We start from the raw sequence: 18,724 nt of genomic DNA, 5'->3' as shown, positions 1-18,724 counted from the left end.
GCCGAGCATGGCTCGGCATTACAGGGTCAGCTTTGTCGGGAATGCCCCTGCCGAGCATGGCTCGGCACTACAGGGCTGGCTTTGTTGGGAATGCCCATGCCGAGCATGGCTCGGCACTACGGGGCTGGCTTTGTCGGGAATGCCCCTGCCGAGCGTGGCTCGGCACTACAGGGTTGGCTTTGTCGGGAATGCCCCTGCCGAGCATGGTTCGGCACTACAGGGCTGGCTTTGTTGGGAAGGCCCCTGCCGAGCGTGGCTCGGCACTACGGGGTTAGATGTCGCTGCCGGCGGGCATTGCCTGCAGGGCCTTGATGGCCTCAGACAGAACGTCCACTTCAGGGCTCTCGAAGCCGCCGCGCACGTGTTGCTCGCTGGCAAACAAACCTTGCTCCAGCAACGCCAGGCAGGTTTCTTCGCGGGTCCAGCCACGCGCCACCGACAGGCGGCGGATGCGCTCCATCAGCAGCGGGTCGATATCCCGCAGAGTTACATCAGTCATGTCGACCACACCGCGTTGTCGGTGGATCCCCCGACGGCATCATCAACGACACCATCCGGGGATTCAATCCATGCGACCGATCAACCGGTGTGGGAGAGCTGGGTAGTGGCATCAACCTCGCGCCGCAGCCACCACGCCATCAGCAACCCAGGCAGGCCCACCACCACTGAAACCAGGAAGAAGATCTGCCAGCCATAGGCATCGGCCAGCACACCCGCAAACGGACCGACAAATACCCGCCCGAGTGTGGCGAATGCCGATAGCAAGGCGTAATGGGTAGCCGAGAAGCGTGTGCCACACAGGCCGCTGAGCAGCGCGACAAACGCCGCCGTGCCCATGCCACCGGCGAAATTGTCCAGGCTCAGCGCAAACAGCAGCAGGCCATCCATCGGGGTGGGGTGATCCAGATGGACGATCAGCAGGTTGAACGCAGGCACCTGCACCGTGCCCCAGGCTCCTGCCCCTTCCCGCGCCAGCAGGTAGAAGCCAAGATTGGATACCAGCTGCAGCACACCGAACCCGATCACCGCGGTCGACAGGCGCAGCCGCAACAGGAAGAACCCACCGACGATGGCGCCAACAATCGTCATCAGCAAACCAATGGTCTTGTTGGCCAGCCCCACTTCAGCCTGGCTGAAACCCATGCCTTTGAGCAGGAACGGCGTGGACAGGCTCAATGCGAATGCATCGCCCACCTTGTACAGCACCACCAGCGCCAGGAATGCCCCGGCCCCTCGCATGCTGAAATAGCTGCGCAGTGAGGCATTGAGGGTTTCGAAGCGCACCCAGCGGGTGACACCCAGCCCCAACAACATGGCGGCGGCGATCTGGGTGACCACAAACACCAGCCGCACCCAGCGATCGGTACTGTCCGGATCCAGTCCAATCAGCACCAGTGCCTGATGCGCCAACCAGGCGCCCAGCGCCACTCCGGCGACCAGCGCCAGAAAGCCACGCAGTTCGCCGCCGGCTTTGGAAACAGGAGCCTTGAAGCGCTCTGGGAGCTTCGGCATCAGCAACAACGCCAGCACGCCGACCGCTACCGACAGCCCCGCCATGACCCGATACACCTGCGGCCAGCTTTGCCATTGCTCGGCCCAGATCAGGGTAATGCCACCGGACAGCACCATCGCCAGCCGGTAGCCGAGCACCGTCAACGACCCGCCCAGGCCGCGCTCGGCCGGTGCCAGCAGATCGGTGCGGTAGGCATCGATCACCACATCCAGCGTGGCTGATAAACAGGCCACCAGCACCGCCACGGACGCAAACAGCGCCAAGTTGCGAGAAGGCGACAAGGTACTCATCAGTGTCAGCGCCGCGCCCAACGCGAACAGCATCAACACGATCCAGCCGCGCCTGCGCCCAAGCACCGGCAGGTCGAAGCGATCGATCAACGGCGCCCAAAGGAACTTGAAGGTGTACGGAATGCCGATCAGCGACAGGAAGCCGAGCGTGACCAGGTCGAGCCCGTCCACGGTCAGCCAAGCCTGCATCGCACCGCCAGTCAGTGCCAAGGGCAGGCCGGAGGCAAAACCAAGCAACAGGATCACGAACAGCCGGCGCAGGCGTTGCAGCCCAGCCGGCGGAGCCTCCACTACCGCCTCACTCACAGGTCATAGTCCACAGTGAACGGGGCGTGGTCGGAGAAGCGCTGGCCGGTGTAGATCGAGCTGCTGCGCAGGCGTTCGCGAAGGCCCGGGGTGACGAACTGGTAATCGATGCGCCAACCCACGTTGTTGGCGCGGGCCGCGCCACGGTTGCTCCACCAGGTGTAGTCCTGGCCTTCCGGGTGCAGCGCGCGGTAGGCGTCTACCCAGCCACGGCCGTTGGCCGCATCGGTCAGCTCGGCCTGGTCGGCGCAGAAACCGTTCATCCAGTCGCGTTCCTGCGGCATGCAGCCGGAGTTTTTCTGGTTGGATTTCCAGTTCTTGATGTCCAGCGCGCTGCGCACGATGTTCCAGTCGCCGCACAGCACGTAGTCACGGCCGCTGGCCAGCCATTCGTCCAGGATCGGCTTCAGCCACTCCATCACCTCGTATTTGAAGCCCTGCCGCAGCTCGCCCGAGGAACCGGACGGGATATAGAACGACACCACGCTGAGGTTGCCGAAACGCGCCTCGATGTAGCGGCCTTCATCGTCGAACGGTGCCCAACCCAGCGCGGTGCGTACTTCGTCCGGCTCGCGGCGGCTCCAGATGCCTACGCCGCTGTAGCCCTTCTTGGTGATCGCATCGCGGTAGAAACAGTGGTGGCCGTCCGGGCGGAACAGCGCATCGGTCAGCTGCGACTCCTGCGCTTTGGTTTCCTGAATGCAGAGCACGTCGGCCTGCTGGCCCAGGAACCACTCGTTGAAGCCCTTGGTGGTGGCCGAACGGATGCCGTTGGCATTGAAGCTGGTAATACGCATGAAGGACCGCTGTTGGGAAAGCTCAAGACCGGCACAGCATACCGCCCGGACCAGGGCGGTCGACACACTGGGCCGGTGCTTTCCCCTGACAGTGAGCCGGGCCCGGGCTTCAGCCGGCGGGAGCGCCCGCAACGCAGCATTTGCAAGGGGCATGCTTTACCCTAGGACCCTCAATAGACGACAAGAATGCGTATTTACATGAGTGACCATCGTTCCCGTTTCCTGCAGCTGGCGTTGAATGCCGACGCGCTGCGTTTTGGCCAGTTCACCCTCAAGTCCGGCCGGGTGAGCCCGTATTTCTTCAACGCCGGCCGTTTTGACACCGGTCTGGCCCTGGCCCAGCTGGGCAACTGCTATGCCGACGCCATCGATGCCGCCGGCATTGCCTATGACCAGCTGTTTGGCCCGGCCTACAAGGGCATCCCGCTGGCCACCGCCATCGCCTGCGAGTTCTCGCACCGCGGCCGCAACCTGCCGTTGACCTTCAACCGCAAGGAAGCCAAGGACCACGGCGAAGGCGGCACCCTGATCGGCGCCGACATGGCCGGCAAGCGCATCCTGATCGTCGATGACGTGATCACCGCCGGTACCGCCATCCGCGAGGCGCTGGCCATCATCCGCGAAGCCAATGGCATTCCCGCCGGCATCGTGGTGGCACTGGACCGCCAGGAAATCGCCTCGGAGACCGACCCGCGTTCAGCCGCGCAGGCCGTGGCTGCCGAAACCGGTATTCCGGTGATTGCGGTGGCCAATCTGGCCGATCTGCTTGCATTCGCCTCCGGGAACCCGGAACTTGTCGGCTATCGCGAACCGTTGCTGGCCTACCGTGGCCGCTACGGGAGCAATCCGACAGGCTGATAGCAGGGGGCTGCCAAGGTGCCAAATCCGACGAAGAAAGCGGCAACGTTGTTGCTGGTGCTGGCCGCACTGGCAGCCCCGGCGCTTGCCCAGAACAAGCCCGCCGACACCGGCAAGAAGCTGTATTGCTGGGATGAAGGCGGCAAGCGCATCTGTTCGGACACGCTGCCGCCGGAAGCGGTGAACAGCGCGCGCCAGGAGTTCAGTGCGCGCAGTGGAACGCGCGGTGCCGAGGTGCAGCGCGCGCTAACCGCCGAAGAACGAGCCGACGCTGCCTTGGCACAGGCCCAACAGGAAGTGGACGCAGCGGCGGCGGACACGCGCAAGCGTACCGAACAGGCGATGTTGTCCACCTACGCCACCGAAGACGATCTGCGCCGTGTGTTCAATGAGCGCACCGCGATTGTCGACAACAACATCAAGACCGCAGTGTTCAACGTGACCAGCCTGCGCAGCGCGCTGGCCGCCCAGCTCACTGCCGCCGGCAACAAGGAACTGGCCGGGCAGAAGGTGGCCGACAAGCAGGCCACTGAAATCCGCCAGCGTCACAATGAACTGCTGGCGCAGCTGCGTCTGCAGTCTGCGTTCGAGCAGCAGCGGCAGGCGATGGATGTTGAAATCGCCGAGAGCCTGGCACGGTATCGCGAGCTCAAGGGCATTGCTGCACCGGTGGATGCTTCCAGCGCCGCGTCGGCTGCTGCACCGGCGCCTGCTGCGGTTGTGCCTGCCAAGGGCTGAGCCGATTGGTGTTGGATTGAAGTATGGGAGCGGCCTTCGGGCCGCTTTTTTGTTTTGGGGCTTTCAGTCAAGAGCTCCCCCTCATCCGCCCCTTCGGGGCACCTTCTCCCGTAAACGGGAGAAGGGAATGGCTTCCTGCGGCGTTGAGTTCGCGAGTGGTTCCGGGTCTACGAGTGGGTTCCTGAGGCATTTAGTCCGCGTGTGGCTCCGGATCTGAAGTGGCTCCCTGCGGCGGTGAGTCTGCGCGTGGTTCCGGGTCTGCGAGTAGCTCCCTGCGGCATTGAGTCTGCGTGTGGTTCCGGCTCTGCGGGTGGCTTCCTGAGGCGTTGAGTCCGGGTGTGACTCCGGATCTGAAGTGGCTCCCTGCGACGTTGAGTCCGCGAGTGGTTCCGGAGCTGCAAGTAGCTCCCTACGGCGCTGAGTCCGCGAGTGGCTCCGGGTCTGCGAGTCGCTTCCTACGGCTTGGAGTGCCCGAGTCGCGGCAGATCCGCAGGCTGCAGCGGACTTGCCGCAAGCCATGAACCGTTTCCCTTCTCCCGCGTGCGGGACTGCAGCCCCCTTTTTGGGGGAAGGTGCCCCGAAGGGGCGGATGAGGGGGCTTTGGCTTTGGCTTTGGCTTTGGCTTTGCTTCCGCATCTACCCCCACACCCCAAGCCCCCCAAACCCCACTTTTTACGCGCCTTTTACGCCAGCCCCCGCTCTGCAGCGTCGATCGTTTACGCCCCCCAGGCGGACGATAGCGCTCTGATCGGGGTGATCAGAACTGCCTTCCTTTGCGGCCTGTCGCCCCGCCCGTCCACCAACGCGCGTGCTGGCAGCTGCGGCTACGTGCTGATCGTAATTCGAGGTTTCCATGCCTGGCTGGCTTGCTCTGTTGTGCGGCGTAGTGGTGCTGATCGCCGCTGCCTATCTGCTGTACGCGGTCCTTCGACCCGATTCGTTCTGAGGAGCGCCATCGTGATCGAAGCCATCATCATCATTCTGGCCAGCCTTGCGCTGGCCTGGCCGCTGGGCCTGTACCTCGCGCGGCTGATGCGCGGTACGCCGATGCGTATCGACATCCTCTTCCACTGGATCGAAAAACCGCTGTACCGCGTGCTCGGGGTCGACCCCAACCACTCCATGTCCTGGCGCGGCTATGTGCTCGCCTTCCTGATCAGCAACCTGGTCCTGGCGATACTGACCCAGACGGTGTTCATGACCCAGGCCTGGCTGCCGTTGAACCCGGACAACATCCCCAACATGCGTTGGGATACCGCGTTCCACACCATGGTCTCGTTCCTGACCAACACCAACCAGCAGCATTACAGCGGCCAGGCACAGCTGTCCTACTTGTCGCAGATGACCGGTATCACCGGCCTGCAGGTGATCACCCCGATGATGGGCCTGGCTCTTGCAGTGGCCACGCTGCGCGCCTTGTTCATGAAGCCGGCGACAAGCGACAACAGCAACGCGCCGGTGCACGTCACCGTCGGCAACTACTACGCCGACGTGGTGCGCCTGTGCCTGCGCTTCCTGCTGCCGCTATGCCTGGTTTGGACGCTGCTGCTGAACTGGCAGGGCGTACCTTCCACACTGGCCGCTGGGCCGCAGGCCACGCCGATCGACGCCAGTGCCGGCATGGAAACGCAGAAGATCCCGCTCGGCCCGGTCGCAGCAATGGTCGCGGCCAAGCAGCTCGGCGCCAATGGCGGCGGCTGGTATGGCCCGAACAGCAGCTTCCCGCTGGAAAACCCGACCCCGCTGTCCAACGCGCTGGAGCTGATCGGCATCCTGCTCATTCCGATGGCCACTATCTGCATGCTCGGCAGCTTCACCGGCCGGCGGCGGTTCGGCGCGCTGGTGTTCGGCTGCATGCTGACCATGTCGGTGCTCTCCACTTCCGCCAGCCTGTGGCTGGAAGGCCATAGCGCCAGCGCCGCCAGCGGCCTGTTGATGGAAGGCAAGGAGGCCCGCTTTGGTGCCGATGGCACGGCCTTGTGGTCGACCATCACCACCCAGGTGCAGAACGGCTCGGTCAATGGCATGCATGATTCGCTGAGCCCGCTCGGCGGACTGGTGCCGCTGGTCAACATGCTGATCAGCGCGATCTGGGGCGGCATTGGCTGCGGCATCCAGCAGTTCCTGGTCTATCTGATGATGGCGGTGTTCCTGGCCGGTCTGATGACCGGGCGCACGCCCGAGCTGCTCGGCCGCAAACTGGAAACGCCACAGGTGCGCCTGCTCGCGGTACTGGTGCTGCTGCAGCCGATCACCCTGCTCGGGCTGACCGCACTGACCTTGGCCGTGCCCGGTCTGGCCGGCACGTCGAATCCCGGCTTCCACGGCATCAGCCAGGTGTTCTACGAGTTCACCTCGGCCTATGCCAACAACGGCTCCGGCTTTGAAGGGCTGGCCGACAACACCGTGTGGTGGAACCTGAGCTGTGCGCTGGTGTTGGCCTTGGGCCGATTCCCGATCCTGATCATCCCGCTGATCATCGCCACACAGCTGGCGGCCAAGCGGCAGGTGCCGCAAAGCGCCGGCAGCCTGCAGATTGAAACCCCGACCTTCGCACTGACGCTCATCTGCGTGGTCATCGTCCTTACCGTGCTGCAGTTCCTGCCAGCGCTGGTGCTTGGCCCGGTGGCCGAACACCTGAGCCTGCTGGCCCTGCAGGGAGCCCCCTCACCGTGAACGCCCCCATGAACCGCTCCGCTTCTCCTGCGGCATCGCGCCGCCCCGCCCTGCTTGATGCGGCCGGCCTGCGCCGTGCGCTGATCGACTCGGTACGCAAGCTGTCGCCGTTGCATCTGCTGCACAACCCGGTGATGGCGGTGGTGATGGCCGGCACCGTGCTGGCGCTGATCGTCACCCTCAGCGGCAACGCGCCGCTGGGCTTCGGCCTGGCCGTCACCGCGATCCTGCTGGTGACGGTGTTGTTCGGCAATTTCGCCGAAGCCGTGGCCGAGGCACGTGGCCGTGGCCAGGCCGCGTCGCTGCGCCGTGCACGTCAGGACCTTGTCGCGCGGCGTGTCGCCACGCCGTTGCAGGGTGCTGCCGAAAACCGTGTTCCGGCGGCCGAGCTGCGCCCAGGCGACCATGTAATTGTCAGCGCCGGTGAGTTCGTGCCAGCCGATGGCGAAATCGTGCGCGGCCTTGCCACCATCAACGAAGCTGCCGTCACCGGCGAATCGGCACCGGTACTGCGCGAGGCCGATACCGATCGCTCCGGCGTGATCGGTGGCACCAAGGTGCTGTCCGACGAGATCGTGGTGCGGGTCAGTGCCGAACCGGGCCACAGCTTCCTCGACCGCATGATCGCGCTGGTCGAGGGCGCCAACCGGCAGAAGACGCCGAACGAGATCGCGCTCACTTTGCTGCTGGCGGCGATGTCGCTGACCTTTCTGGTGGTGGTGGCAACGCTGCCGGCGATTGCGGGCTTCGTCGGCGTCAGCGTTGACCCGCTGCTGCTGATCGCACTGCTGGCATGCCTGATCCCGACCACCATCGGTGGCCTGCTGCCGGCCATCGGCATCGCCGGCATGAACCGTGCGCTGTCGGCCAATGTGCTGGCCAAATCCGGCAAGGCAGTGGAAGTGGCCGGCGACGTGGATGTGCTGCTGCTCGACAAGACCGGCACCATCACCTACGGCGACCGTCAGGCCACGCACTTCCATCCGCTGGCCGGCATCGATGCTGCGCAGCTGCGTGAGGCATCGCTGCTGTCCTCAATGGCCGACCCGACGCCGGAAGGTAAATCCATCGTGCGTCTGGCCCGCGAGCAGGGTTGCACCACCGCCGAACCCGACCACGTTGATGCGGATCCCTCCGCAAAAGCCCGCACATCCATGTACGGCGTTCCAAATTTCCTGGCGTTCACCGCGCAAACCCGCATGTCCGGCGTCGACCTCGACAACGGCCGCAGCATCCGCAAAGGCGCTGCCGATGCCATCACCGCGCATGTGCTGGCGCTGGGTGGCACGGTACCGAACGAGTTGCAGGCGCGGGTGGATCAGGTTGCCCGTGGTGGTGCCACGCCGCTGGTGGTCAGCGAAGGCCGGCATGTGCTCGGCGTGGTGGAGCTGGCCGACGTGGTCAAGCACGGTATGCGCGAGAAGTTCGCCCAGCTGCGGGCAATGGGCATCCGCACGGTGATGATCACCGGCGACAACCCGCTCACCGCTGCCGCCATTGCCGCCGAAGCCGGCGTCGATGACTACATCGCGCAGGCGCGGCCCGAGGACAAGCTGGCACGCATCCGCGCCGAGCAGGCCGGTGGCCGCCTGGTGGCGATGGTCGGCGACGGCACCAACGACGCGCCCGCACTAGCCCAGGCCGATATTGGTCTGGCGATGAACTCCGGTACGCAGGCGGCCAAAGAGGCCGGCAACATGGTCGATCTGGATTCGGACCCGGCCAAGCTGCTGGCGGTGGTGGAAGTGGGCAAGCAGCAGCTGATCACCCGTGGCGCGCTGACCACCTTCTCGCTGGCCAATGACGTGTCCAAATACTTCGCCATCCTGCCGGCGCTGTTTGCCGCCAGCATCCCGTCGATGGCGGCCTTGAACGTGATGCAGCTGTCGAGCCCGCGCAATGCGGTGCTGGCGGCGCTGATCTTCAACGCATTGGTGATCCCGGCGCTGATCCCGCTGGCCCTGCGCGGTGTGCGCTTCCGTCCGGCCACCGCCACCGCGCTGCTGCGGCGGAACATGCTGGTGTACGGACTGGGCGGCGTGCTGCTGCCGTTTGCGGCCATCAAGGCCATCGACTTCCTTCTTGCTCTGGTATTTGGCGCATGAACACTTCAATCGCTTCTTCCCGTCGTTCCGGCAACCCGTTGTGGCGGCCGGCTATTGGCCTGTCACTGTTCGGTCTGTTCGGCACCGGTCTGGTCTATGCGGTGCTGGCAACCTGCCTCTCCGGTGCGCTGTTTCCGGCGCAGGCCGATGGCAGCCTGATCCGCGATGCCGTTGGACAGGTGCGTGGCTCGCTGTATCTGGCACAGCCCTTTGCTGGCGACGGCTATTTCCAGACCCGTCCTTCGGCCGCCAACTACGACCCCATGGCCGCAGCCGGCAGCAATATGGCGCGCAGCAATCCGGACCTGGTCAAGCGCGTGAGCGAAGCCACTGCTGCCGTTGCCGCGCGCGAGAAGATCGATCCGGCCACAGTGCCGGGCGATCTGGTCACGCAGTCGGCCAGTGGCTTGGACCCGGAGCTGTCGCCAGCTGCGGTGCAGGTGCAGATACAACGCGTGGCGGCAGCGCGCGGCTGGCCCGAGGCCCGCGTGCAGGCGCTGGTGGATGCACAAACAGAGGACCGCCAATGGGGCGTGTTCGGCCAGCCGCGTATCAACGTCATCGCGCTCAACCGTGCGCTGGATCAGGCCGCGCATGCGCCCTGATGCAGCCCGCACCCGCAACGGCGCACAATCGCGGCCATGAACGACTCCCGTAGCCGCCAGGCCGATGCCCTTGCGGGCGCCCTGCAACGCGACGCCGGCGGCAAACTGACCGTCTTCCTCGGCGCCGCGCCGGGCGTGGGCAAGACCTTCAGCATGCTCACCCGCGCGCAGGAACAACTGCGGCGCGGCGTGGATGTAATGGCGGCCGTGGTTGAAACCCATGGCCGCAGCGATACCGCCGCCCTGCTCGACGGCCTGCCGCGCATTGCAATGTGCGCGCTGGCGTACCACGGCCACCAGCTGCAGGAGATGGATCTGGACGCGGTGCTGGCACGCAAGCCGGCATTGGTGCTGGTCGATGAGCTGGCCCATCGCAATGCTCCCGGTAGCCGCCATGAGCGGCGCTGGCAGGACGTGATGGAACTGCTCGACGCCGGCATCGACGTCTGGACCACGATCAACATCCAGCACCTGGAAAGCCTCAACGATGTGGTGATGCGCATCACCGGCGTGCGCGTCAGCGAGACCGTGCCGGATGTGGTGTTCGACCGCCTGCACGACATCGTGCTGGTCGACCTGCCACCGCGCGAGCTGATCGAACGCCTGCAGCAAGGCAAGGTCTACGTGCCCGAACAGGCGGCGCAGGCGCTGCAGGCATTCTTTTCGCCGGCCAACCTCACCGCACTGCGCGAACTGGCAATGCAGGAAGCCGCCGACCGCGTCGACAGCAGCCTGCGCGAGACCCGCGCAGCGCGCGGCGAAAGCAATCTGCCGCTGCGGCGGCGGGTGGTGGTCGCCATCGATGGCAGCGGCCAGAGCGAATACCTGGTGCGGGTGGCGCGGCGCATTGCCGAGCGCCGCGATGCGCCGTGGACGGTGGTGACCGTGCAGCATCGCCGCTACGACGAGGCCACCCGCCGCGAGATCGATGATGCGTTCGCGTTGGCACGACGGCTCGGCGGCGATGCCGAACTGCTGCACGGGCCAGGCATCGCCGATGCGCTGCTCGACTATGCCGCGCACAACGCGGTGTCCTCGCTGCTGCTGGGCCGCACCCGCGAGCGGCCGTTGGCGCGGCTGTTCAACCAGACCCTGACCCAGCAGTTGATACAACGCGGCGCGCACTACGAAATCACCATCATCAGCACCCCGCAGGCACGCGCCAATGCGCGCCGCTTTGGGCTCTCGCTCGCGCCGGACAGCTGGGGCAAGGACGCAACCACCGCCGTGCTGGCCACCGCGATTGCCTGCCTGGCCGCGTGGCTGGGTGAGCGCTGGATAGGGCTGAGCGACCTGGCGATGGTGTTCATCGTCGCCGTGGTGCTTGTGGCTGCGCGCACGCGGATGAGCGCGGCAGTGCTGGCGGCGACGCTGTGCTTTCTGGCCTACAACTTCTTCTTCATCGCGCCACGCTTCACCTTTGCGATCGGCGCGCGGCAAGGCGTGATCACGGTGTTCCTGTTCCTGGCCGCCGCGCTGGTCGCCGGCCGGCTGGCATCGCGGCTGCGCATGCAGGTGGTGGCGCTGCGTGCGGCCAATCGCCATGCCAATGTGCGGCAGACGCTGGGCCGGCAGCTGGTCGGTGCCACCGACAACGCGCAGGTCGCACATGCCGGCCGCGTTGCCCTGGAACAGGCGTTGGATGCGCCGGCCTGGGTGCGCTTGGCCGGTGACACCAGCACCAGCGGCACGGCTGCACCTGGCGACACCGACCTGGCCGCTGCCGATTGGGCACTGCGCCACGGGCAACCGGCGGGCCGCTTCACCGATACGCTGGCCGGCGCCTGCTGGTGGTTCCTGCCCTTGCTGGATGGCGACGCGCGGGCGATAGGCGTGGCCGGCCTGCGTTTTGATCATCAGCATCCACGGCTTGCCCCGGAGCAGCGCCAGCTGGTGCAGGCGATGGCTGACGACATCGCTCAAGCCGCCCTGCGCACGCGGCTGGTCGCCGACCTTGAAACCGCGCATCTGCACAACGAGACCGAACGCCTGCGCTCGGCGCTGTTGTCTTCGGTGTCGCACGACCTGCGCTCGCCGTTGGCGGCGATGATCGGTTCGGCCGACAGCCTGTCCAACTACGCCGATGCGATGGACGCCAGCGACCGCCGCGCCCTGCTCGACACCATCGTGGTCGAAGGCGAGCGGCTGGACCGCTACATCCAGAACCTGCTGGACATGACCCGGCTTGGCCACGACGGGCTCAAGCTCAACCGTGACTGGATCGGCGTGGACGAGCTGATCGGCTCGGCCGCGCGGCGCCTGCAGCGCTATCAACCGGATGTGCGCCTGCAGCTGGATATTCCAGCGGAACTGGGGCCGATCTGGGTACACCCGGCCTTGGTCGAGCAGGCGGTGTTCAACGTGATGGAGAACGCCGCCAAGTTCTCGCCGCCCGGCGTGCCGGTGGAGGTACGTGCACGCCAGCAGGCCAACGAGCTGCGCATCGAGGTTATCGACGCCGGCCCGGGCATTCCCGATGCCGAGCGCTCGCGCATCTTCGACATGTTCTACAGCGTGGAGCGCGGCGACCGCGGCCGCCAAGGTACTGGCTTGGGCCTGACCATCTGCCAGGGCATGATCGGCGCACACGGCGGCAGCGTCGAAGCGCTGCCGGGGCGCGACGGACGCGGTACGCTGATACGAATGACCCTGCCCCTGCTCCAGCCGCATCCCGAGAGCCCGCGCGACGATGGCTGACGCGCCGGCCATTCCGCCGCCGCGCGTGCTGGTGGTGGATGACGAAGTGCAGATCCGGCGCTTTCTGGATATCTCGCTGCGTGCGCAAGGCTATGCGGTCAGCCAGGCCAGCAATGGCGCCGAAGGCCTGCAGCGGCTGGCCGAGGACGGTGCCGACCTGGTGGTGCTGGATATCGGCCTGCCCGACATGGAGGGCCATGAGGTGTTGGCCGAACTGCGGCAATGGAGCCAGGTGCCGGTGATCATGCTCAGCGTGCGCGCCGGCGAAGCGGAGAAGGTGCGCGCCTTGGACAACGGCGCCAACGACTACGTGACCAAACCATTCGGCACCCAGGAATTGATGGCGCGCGTGCGTGCCTTGCTGCGCAGCCGCAGCACCGACAGCGAAGGTCAGGTGCCGGTGTTCGATGACGGCCGCCTGCATATCGACCTGTCGCGCCGCGATGTACGCGTGGATGATGAAGCGATTGCATTGACGCGCAAGGAATATGCGCTATTGGCGTTGTTGCTGCGCAATGCCGGAAGGGTGGTGACGCAGCCGCAGATCTTGCAGGAAATCTGGGGGCCAACGCACCGGCATGACACCCACTACCTACGCATCCTGGTGGGGCGCTTGCGGCACAAGCTGGGCGATTCGGCACTGGAATCGCGTTACCTGTTCACCGAGCCGGGGGTTGGTTTGCGGTTTGGTGGGACTTGAAGTGACGCCGGGCAATTGGGGTTGTGGTTGTTGTTGTGGGAGCGGCGTCAGCCGCGAAGCTATCCAAACAACAGACACCCGTTGATCTGAGGTTGCAGATTGTTGAACGCCGAGGCTGCGTCAGCTTCGCGGCTTACGCCGCTCCCACAAGCGAAAGCGACAGCAAGGGCAACGGCACCCCTCCCCAACCCTCCCCTTGGCTACGCCAAAGGGAGGGGGCGCAGTGCGCGCGGCCTGCTGGGTCGAAGCGCAGCCGCTTGTCTCCCTCCCTTTGGCGCAGCCAAGGGGAGGGTTGGGGAGGGGTGCTTTTCGCAGCAATCCAAACCACCCCAGCAGCGCCCGCTCCGCAAAAAGCAGCCAGCGAAGTCCAACCCACAAAAACAAAAAGCCGCCTGCGCTACGCGCAGACGGCCTTTCGTCATGCAAAAACCAATCAGAACCCCAGTTCAGTCCCGGCCGGCAACACCTGCAGCAGCTGCTCGCGGAATACGCCCTTGATCCGCTCCAGCGCCGCTTCATCATTGGCCTCAAAGCGCAGCACCAGCACCGGCGTGGTGTTGGACGCGCGCACCAGGCCCCAGCCATCATTGAAGTCGGCACGCAGGCCATCAATCGTCGAAATACGCGCGCCCGAGAACGCCGAGTCCTCCAACTGCGCGGTCGCCACGATCAAGGCCACCTGCGCATGCTGGGTGCCCTCTTCCACCGCCACCTTCAACTCCGGCGTGGACACCGCATCCGGCAATTCGTCCAATACCTCGGAAGGCTCTTCATCGCGCTGGCCCAGGATTTCCAACAGGCGCGCGGCCGCATACAAGCCATCGTCAAAGCCGTACCAGCGCTCCTTGAAGAAGAAGTGGCCGCTCATCTCGCCGGCCAGCTCGGCGCCGGTCTCGCGCATCTTGGCCTTGACCAGCGAATGCCCGGTCTTCCACATCATCGGGCTGCCGCCATTGCGCAGGATGTAGTCCGACAACTTGCCCGTGCACTTGACGTCGTAGATGACCATCGCGCCCGGGTTGCGGGTCAGCACGTCGGCGGCGAACAGCATCAGCAGACGGTCGGCGAAGATGATCTTGCCGTCCTTGGTGACCACGCCTAGGCGGTCGCCATCGCCATCGAAGGCCACGCCCAGGTCCGCGTCGAAACGCTTGACCATCTGCACCAGGTCTTCGAGGTTGTGCGGGTCGCTGGGGTCGGGGTGGTGGTTGGGGAAATTGCCATCCACATCGCAGTACAACGGAATCACTTCGGCGCCGATGGCTTCCAGCAACTGCGGTGCCACCGCACCGGCAACACCATTGCCAGCGTCGGCGACGATCTTGAGCGGGCGGTCCAGCTGTACGTCGTCGGCAATGCGTTGCACGTAGTCGTCGATGACCTCGCGCTGCTGCAGGCTGCCGTCGTTGTCGGCGCGCTGCAGGCGGCCTTCCTGGATGCGCTTGTACAGGTCGGTGATGGCGTCGCCGGACAGGGTTTCGCCACCAATGACGATCTTGAAACCGTTGTAATCCGGCGGATTGTGGCTGCCGGTCACCGCCACGCAGCTGCCGGCGCGCAGGTGATAGCTGGCGAAGTACACCACCGGGGTAGGCGCCAGGCCGATATCGATCACATCGCAGCCGGCGCGGCGCAGGCCGGTGATCAAGGCGTCGGACAGCTCCGGGCCGGACAGGCGACCGTCGCGGCCCACCACCACATCGCGCAGGCCCTGTGCCTGCATCTCGCTGCCGATGGCCTGGCCAATCAGCGTGGCGACACTGGCATTCAACTCGGCGCCGAGCACGCCACGGATGTCGTAGGCCCGGAAAATGCCCGGCAACACCGCTTCGGCCCCCGGCTCAGGCTGCGCCTGCGGCTGATCGCCAGCGCGCGCATTGGCCGACAGCGGCAACGGCTGCGGGTCCTGTTCCAGCGCTTCCTGCAGGGTTGGGCCGGTGTCATCGGCCTGTGCCGTGTTCTTGCGCAGCGCCGGCAGGTTCATCAGGCGCTTGCGCCCCAACAGCAACAGCAGCGCGGTGGCCAGCAACAGCAGCGCCACAATGGCGCTGGGAATTACCCCAAGGCCGAGCGGGCCGGCGCTGGCATCGGGCAGTTCTGCAACCACCCGCAGGCCGCTGTCACCGACCGGGCGCGCCAGTGCATCGGCGCTGTTGCCAAGATCGGTCGAGCCCTTCTGGACGATGGTGAAACCGCCCTGGCGCAGCCCGAGGAAGGCACTGGCCGGCGAAGCAATGCCGTCAAATACCGAGGTCAGCCGGGTCAGCGGCTGGCGGATATAGATCACCGCCGGCTTGCCCTGCAGCAGTACCGGTGCGGCCAGGCCCAAACGCGGGCTGCCGCCATCGCGGACCACCTTGGCGGTCGGCTGGCCGGCGGCCATTGCCTGCTCAAGCAAGGCCAGGCGCGAGTAACCAAACGTGGCCGGCTCGGCATAGGCCTGGGCCAGGGTGGCATCCAGCACCTGCGCGTCTTCCACGCCGTTCCACTTGTCGCGTACGGCCAAGGCGACCGCAGTCGCATCGCCGCTGGCCAAGGCGGCCTTCACTGGCTCCAGCGCGAGCTGCTTGTTGAACTGCGCGGTCTGGGCGTCCAGTGCCTTCTGCACCTCGGCCACCGCCTGGTCGCGGGACTGCTCCAGCCCGGCACTGGCGCCGGACTGCATCCACTGGTCCGCCGCGCTCCAGCCGAACCAACCGGCCAACAGCAGCAGCATCACCGCCAGCAATGGCGTAGAACGACCCAGTGCGGGACGTGGCCGCCCGCTTTCATTCCCTTGGCTCATCGTGCGTTTCCCCCTGTCAGCGCACCCCGGTGTGGCCGAATCCACCCGTTCCACGTGCACTGTCAATGAAAGTATCCACTACCTGCAATGCAACGCGTGCAATCGGCATCACCACCAATTGCGCGATGCGGTCGCCGGGCTCGATCGTGAATGCGTCACGACCACGGTTCCAGACGCTGATCAGCAAGGGCCCCTGGTAGTCGGCGTCAATCAAACCCGTGCCATTGCCCAACACGATGCCGTGGCGATGGCCCAGCCCCGAGCGCGGCAAAACCACAGCACACAGGCCCGGGTCGGCAATATGTATCGCGATGCCGCTGGGCAGCAGCGCCGCATCACCGGGTTCCAGGGTGAGCGCGACTTCGGTCGCCGCGCGCAGGTCCATGCCGGCGCTGGCTTCGGTGGCGTAGCCCGGCAGCGGCCAGCTGTCGCCGAAGCGCGGGTCCAGCAACTTCACCTGCAAGGGCTGCAGTCCATTACTCATGCGTCCAACCTCTCTGCAATCAGATCCAACAACTGTTCGGCCAACTGGGTCTTGGCGGTGCCCGGGAACTCGCGCAGGCCACCGTCCCAGTAGGCAACGGCGGCATTCTGGTCGCTTTCAAAGCCATTGCCGGCAATGCCGACCTGGTTGGCGATGATCAGGTCCAGGTGCTTGTCGGCCAGCTTGCCGCGCGCGTACTTCTCCACGTCGTGGGTTTCAGCGGCAAAGCCCACCACCAGTTTCAGTGCCTGCTCCTGCACGGCGACTTCGGCCAAGATGTCGGCGGTGCGCACCAGCTCCAGGGTCAGCGTCTGGGTGCCGGCGGTTTTCTTCAGCTTCTGCGGCGAAACCTGGCGCGGCGTGTAATCGGCCACGGCGGCGGCACCGATATAGATATCGGCCGGCAACGCCGCCAGCACGGCCTCACGCATCTGCGCGGCCGAGCGCACATCAATGCGCTGCACGCCGGCCGGGGTGGCCAGCTGCACCGGGCCGCTGACCAGCACAACCTGCGCGCCCTGACGGGCGGCGGCGGCGGCCAGGGCGTAGCCCATCTTGCCGCTGGAGCGGTTGCCGACATAGCGCACCGGGTCCAGGTCTTCATAGGTGGGGCCGGCACTGATCAACACGCGCATGCCGTTGAGGCGGCCCGGCTTGGGCGCTGCCTGCGGCGCCAGATTGGCCGCCAGCGCGGCAATGATGGTCGGTGCCTCACTGACCCTGCCAGGGCCGGATTCGCCTTCGGCCAGCGGGCCGTCTTCGGGCCCGATCACCTGCACCCCGCGCTCGCGCAGCAGGGCCATGTTGGCCTGGGTGGCAGGATGCAGCCACATGCGGTGGTTCATTGCCGGGCATACGGTCAACGGCGCGGTGGTAGCCAGGCATAGCGTGGTCACCAGGTCGTCGGCATTGCCATGCGCCAGCCGTGCCAGCAGATCGGCGGTGGCCGGGGCAATGAGGATGCGGTCGGCCCAGCGCGCCAGCTCGATATGGCCCATGGCCTGCTCGGCGGCGCTGTCCCACAGTGTGGTGCGGGTGGGATGGCCGGACAGGGCCTGGAAGCTCAGCGGCGTGACGAACTGCTGTGCACCAGCCGTCATCGCCACCTGCACGGTGGCGCCGGCATCACGCAGCCGCCGCACCAGCTCCAGCGACTTGTACGCGGCAATGCCGCCGCCTACGCATAGCAGCAGCTTCTGTCCTTCCAAGGGGCGGGAAGTGGGGGAAACGCTGGTCACGGGTGGATAGTCCTAGGTACAGAAGAATCATTAGCTTAACCGAAGGGTTTGTTACGCCTGATCCAGTTTTTGGCAAATAGCGGTGAATCTGCGACGCATGCATATCCGTGATTGGCCCAGCGCGGAACGCCCGCGCGAAAAACTCCTTGCACGCGGGGCGGCTGCGCTTTCCGATGCTGAACTGTTGGCGATCTTTCTGGGTTCGGGCCTGCGCGGCCGCGATGCGGTGCAGACCGCGCGCGAACTGCTGCAGAGCCACGGCCCGCTGCGGGTGCTGCTGGACCGCAGTGCCCCACAGCTGGCCAAACTGCCGGGGTTGGGCCCTGCCCGCGCCTGTCAGCTCAGCGCTGCGCTGGAACTGGGCACACGCCACCTGGCTGCGGACCTGGAACGCGGCCAGGTGCTGACCGACCCGGCCGCCGCTGGCCGCTACTTCGCGCAACGCCTGCGCCACCGCCCGCAGGAGGTGTTTGCCGTGCTGTTCCTGGACAACCGCCACCGGGCGCTGGCTTTCGAAGAGTTATCCACAGGCACGGTGGACAGCGCCGAGGTCCACCCGCGCGAAGTGCTGCGCCAGGCCCTGGCCCACAACGCGGCGGCGCTGATCATCGGCCACAACCACCCGTCCGGGAATCCTGAACCGTCGGCGGCCGACCGCGCCATCACCGAACGCCTGCGCCAGGCCTTGGCGCTGGTGGATATCCGGCTGCTGGACCATTTTGTGATCGGCGATGGTGCGCCGGTGTCGCTGGCGGCACGGGGTTGGGTCTGAACAGGCTGGGCAAGCTGGCGCGGCGCCGGGCGGGAGCTGCGGTTTTCGGGCCAATGGCGTGCAGCCACCGGCCGGGGGCTGCCTGACCGGTCCAGGCGCCGCTCCAGTTCCAGTACGCTTCGCTGGCGCGAAAGGGCGAGCCAAGCAGATCCGCACAACG

Annotated in this window: 15 protein-coding genes; 9 read left to right on the top strand and 6 right to left on the bottom strand. The window is 65.9% G+C overall.

All coding sequences use genetic code 11. The features are described from left to right. Positions 1-271: 271 nt before the first annotated feature. The 3 genes from ACVOKO_RS08450 to ACVOKO_RS08440 form a co-directional block, all read right to left on the bottom strand. On the bottom strand, positions 272-499 hold the full coding sequence (locus tag ACVOKO_RS08450) for a hypothetical protein (RefSeq protein WP_346498488.1): 228 nt from the start codon (positions 497-499) through the stop codon (positions 272-274). Between the two features lie 80 nt (positions 500-579). Further along, positions 580-2,109: an AmpG family muropeptide MFS transporter gene (locus ACVOKO_RS08445; RefSeq protein WP_346498487.1), complete on the bottom strand. Its 1,530-nt coding sequence runs from the start codon at positions 2,107-2,109 to the stop codon at positions 580-582. Beyond that, positions 2,106-2,906 (bottom strand): exodeoxyribonuclease III, encoded by an 801-nt coding sequence (locus ACVOKO_RS08440; RefSeq protein WP_346498486.1) that lies wholly within the window; start codon positions 2,904-2,906, stop codon positions 2,106-2,108. Before ACVOKO_RS08440 ends, ACVOKO_RS08445 begins: the two co-directional genes overlap by 4 nt. Positions 2,907-3,104: 198 nt before the next feature. Between ACVOKO_RS08440 and pyrE the strand changes: the two genes are divergently transcribed. The 8 genes from pyrE (at position 3,105) to ACVOKO_RS08400 (ending at position 13,285) form a co-directional block, all read left to right on the top strand. After that, positions 3,105-3,764 carry an orotate phosphoribosyltransferase gene (gene pyrE, locus ACVOKO_RS08435; RefSeq protein WP_346498485.1) on the top strand — a complete coding sequence of 220 codons (660 nt, stop codon included), beginning with the start codon at positions 3,105-3,107 and terminating at the stop codon, positions 3,762-3,764. Between the two features lie 69 nt (positions 3,765-3,833). After that, positions 3,834-4,502 (top strand): hypothetical protein, encoded by a 669-nt coding sequence (locus tag ACVOKO_RS08430; protein WP_346498490.1) that lies wholly within the window; start codon positions 3,834-3,836, stop codon positions 4,500-4,502. A gap of 853 nt (positions 4,503-5,355) precedes the next feature. Then, positions 5,356-5,448, top strand: a complete 93-nt coding sequence (locus ACVOKO_RS08425) for a potassium-transporting ATPase subunit F (protein WP_082746531.1) — start codon at positions 5,356-5,358, stop codon at positions 5,446-5,448. A gap of 11 nt (positions 5,449-5,459) precedes the next feature. Further along, positions 5,460-7,178: a potassium-transporting ATPase subunit KdpA gene (gene kdpA, locus ACVOKO_RS08420; RefSeq protein WP_346498484.1), complete on the top strand. Its 1,719-nt coding sequence runs from the start codon at positions 5,460-5,462 to the stop codon at positions 7,176-7,178. An 8-nt stretch (positions 7,179-7,186) separates the two neighbouring features. Continuing rightward, positions 7,187-9,283: a potassium-transporting ATPase subunit KdpB gene (gene kdpB / locus ACVOKO_RS08415; RefSeq protein WP_346498483.1), complete on the top strand. Its 2,097-nt coding sequence runs from the start codon at positions 7,187-7,189 to the stop codon at positions 9,281-9,283. Continuing rightward, a complete protein-coding gene (kdpC, locus tag ACVOKO_RS08410) occupies positions 9,280-9,888 on the top strand; it encodes a potassium-transporting ATPase subunit KdpC (RefSeq protein WP_346498482.1) in 609 nt (202 codons plus the stop codon). The genes kdpB and kdpC overlap by 4 nt, the downstream gene beginning before the upstream one ends. A 36-nt stretch (positions 9,889-9,924) precedes the next feature. Then, a complete protein-coding gene (locus ACVOKO_RS08405) occupies positions 9,925-12,585 on the top strand; it encodes an ATP-binding protein (protein WP_346498481.1) in 2,661 nt (886 codons plus the stop codon). Continuing rightward, positions 12,578-13,285, top strand: a complete 708-nt coding sequence (locus ACVOKO_RS08400; RefSeq protein ID WP_346498480.1) for a response regulator transcription factor — start codon at positions 12,578-12,580, stop codon at positions 13,283-13,285. Before ACVOKO_RS08405 ends, ACVOKO_RS08400 begins: the two co-directional genes overlap by 8 nt. A 433-nt stretch (positions 13,286-13,718) precedes the next feature. Here the strand turns inward: ACVOKO_RS08400 and ACVOKO_RS08395 are convergent, their stop codons facing one another. Genes ACVOKO_RS08395 through coaBC form a run of 3 tightly spaced genes read right to left on the bottom strand, consistent with a single transcriptional unit; the run spans position 13,719 to position 17,792 of the window. Continuing rightward, positions 13,719-16,070 (bottom strand): phosphomannomutase/phosphoglucomutase, encoded by a 2,352-nt coding sequence (locus ACVOKO_RS08395; RefSeq protein ID WP_346498479.1) that lies wholly within the window; start codon positions 16,068-16,070, stop codon positions 13,719-13,721. A 16-nt stretch (positions 16,071-16,086) separates the two neighbouring features. Next, positions 16,087-16,554, bottom strand: coding sequence for a dUTP diphosphatase (gene dut, locus ACVOKO_RS08390; protein WP_346498478.1), 468 nt, complete (start codon positions 16,552-16,554; stop codon positions 16,087-16,089). Continuing rightward, positions 16,551-17,792 carry a bifunctional phosphopantothenoylcysteine decarboxylase/phosphopantothenate--cysteine ligase CoaBC gene (coaBC, locus tag ACVOKO_RS08385; RefSeq protein ID WP_346498477.1) on the bottom strand — a complete coding sequence of 414 codons (1,242 nt, stop codon included), beginning with the start codon at positions 17,790-17,792 and terminating at the stop codon, positions 16,551-16,553. Before coaBC ends, dut begins: the two co-directional genes overlap by 4 nt. A gap of 97 nt (positions 17,793-17,889) precedes the next feature. On the opposite strand from coaBC, the gene radC reads away from it, so the two are divergent. Then, complete coding sequence (gene radC / locus ACVOKO_RS08380) at positions 17,890-18,564, top strand: RadC family protein (RefSeq protein WP_346498476.1); 675 nt, start codon at positions 17,890-17,892, stop codon at positions 18,562-18,564. Positions 18,565-18,724: the final 160 nt, after the last annotated feature.

Source organism: Stenotrophomonas sp. STEN240, from assembly GCF_056756175.1.
This window is presented reverse-complemented; position numbering and strand designations above follow the sequence as displayed.

Excerpts from the sequence above, each read along its gene's own strand:
- ACVOKO_RS08450 (WP_346498488.1), bottom strand. The coding sequence starts at position 499 with ATGACTGATGTAACTCTGCGGGATATCGACCCGCTGCTGATGGAGCGC.
- ACVOKO_RS08440 (WP_346498486.1), bottom strand. The coding sequence starts at position 2,906 with ATGCGTATTACCAGCTTCAATGCCAACGGCATCCGTTCGGCCACCACC.
- pyrE (WP_346498485.1), top strand. The coding sequence starts at position 3,105 with ATGAGTGACCATCGTTCCCGTTTCCTGCAGCTGGCGTTGAATGCCGAC.
- ACVOKO_RS08425 (WP_082746531.1), top strand. The coding sequence starts at position 5,356 with ATGCCTGGCTGGCTTGCTCTGTTGTGCGGCGTAGTGGTGCTGATCGCC.
- kdpB (WP_346498483.1), top strand. The coding sequence starts at position 7,187 with ATGAACCGCTCCGCTTCTCCTGCGGCATCGCGCCGCCCCGCCCTGCTT.
- kdpC (WP_346498482.1), top strand. The coding sequence starts at position 9,280 with ATGAACACTTCAATCGCTTCTTCCCGTCGTTCCGGCAACCCGTTGTGG.
- ACVOKO_RS08405 (WP_346498481.1), top strand. The coding sequence starts at position 9,925 with ATGAACGACTCCCGTAGCCGCCAGGCCGATGCCCTTGCGGGCGCCCTG.
- ACVOKO_RS08400 (WP_346498480.1), top strand. The coding sequence starts at position 12,578 with ATGGCTGACGCGCCGGCCATTCCGCCGCCGCGCGTGCTGGTGGTGGAT.
- ACVOKO_RS08395 (WP_346498479.1), bottom strand. The coding sequence starts at position 16,070 with ATGAGCCAAGGGAATGAAAGCGGGCGGCCACGTCCCGCACTGGGTCGT.
- dut (WP_346498478.1), bottom strand. The coding sequence starts at position 16,554 with ATGAGTAATGGACTGCAGCCCTTGCAGGTGAAGTTGCTGGACCCGCGC.
- radC (WP_346498476.1), top strand. The coding sequence starts at position 17,890 with ATGCATATCCGTGATTGGCCCAGCGCGGAACGCCCGCGCGAAAAACTC.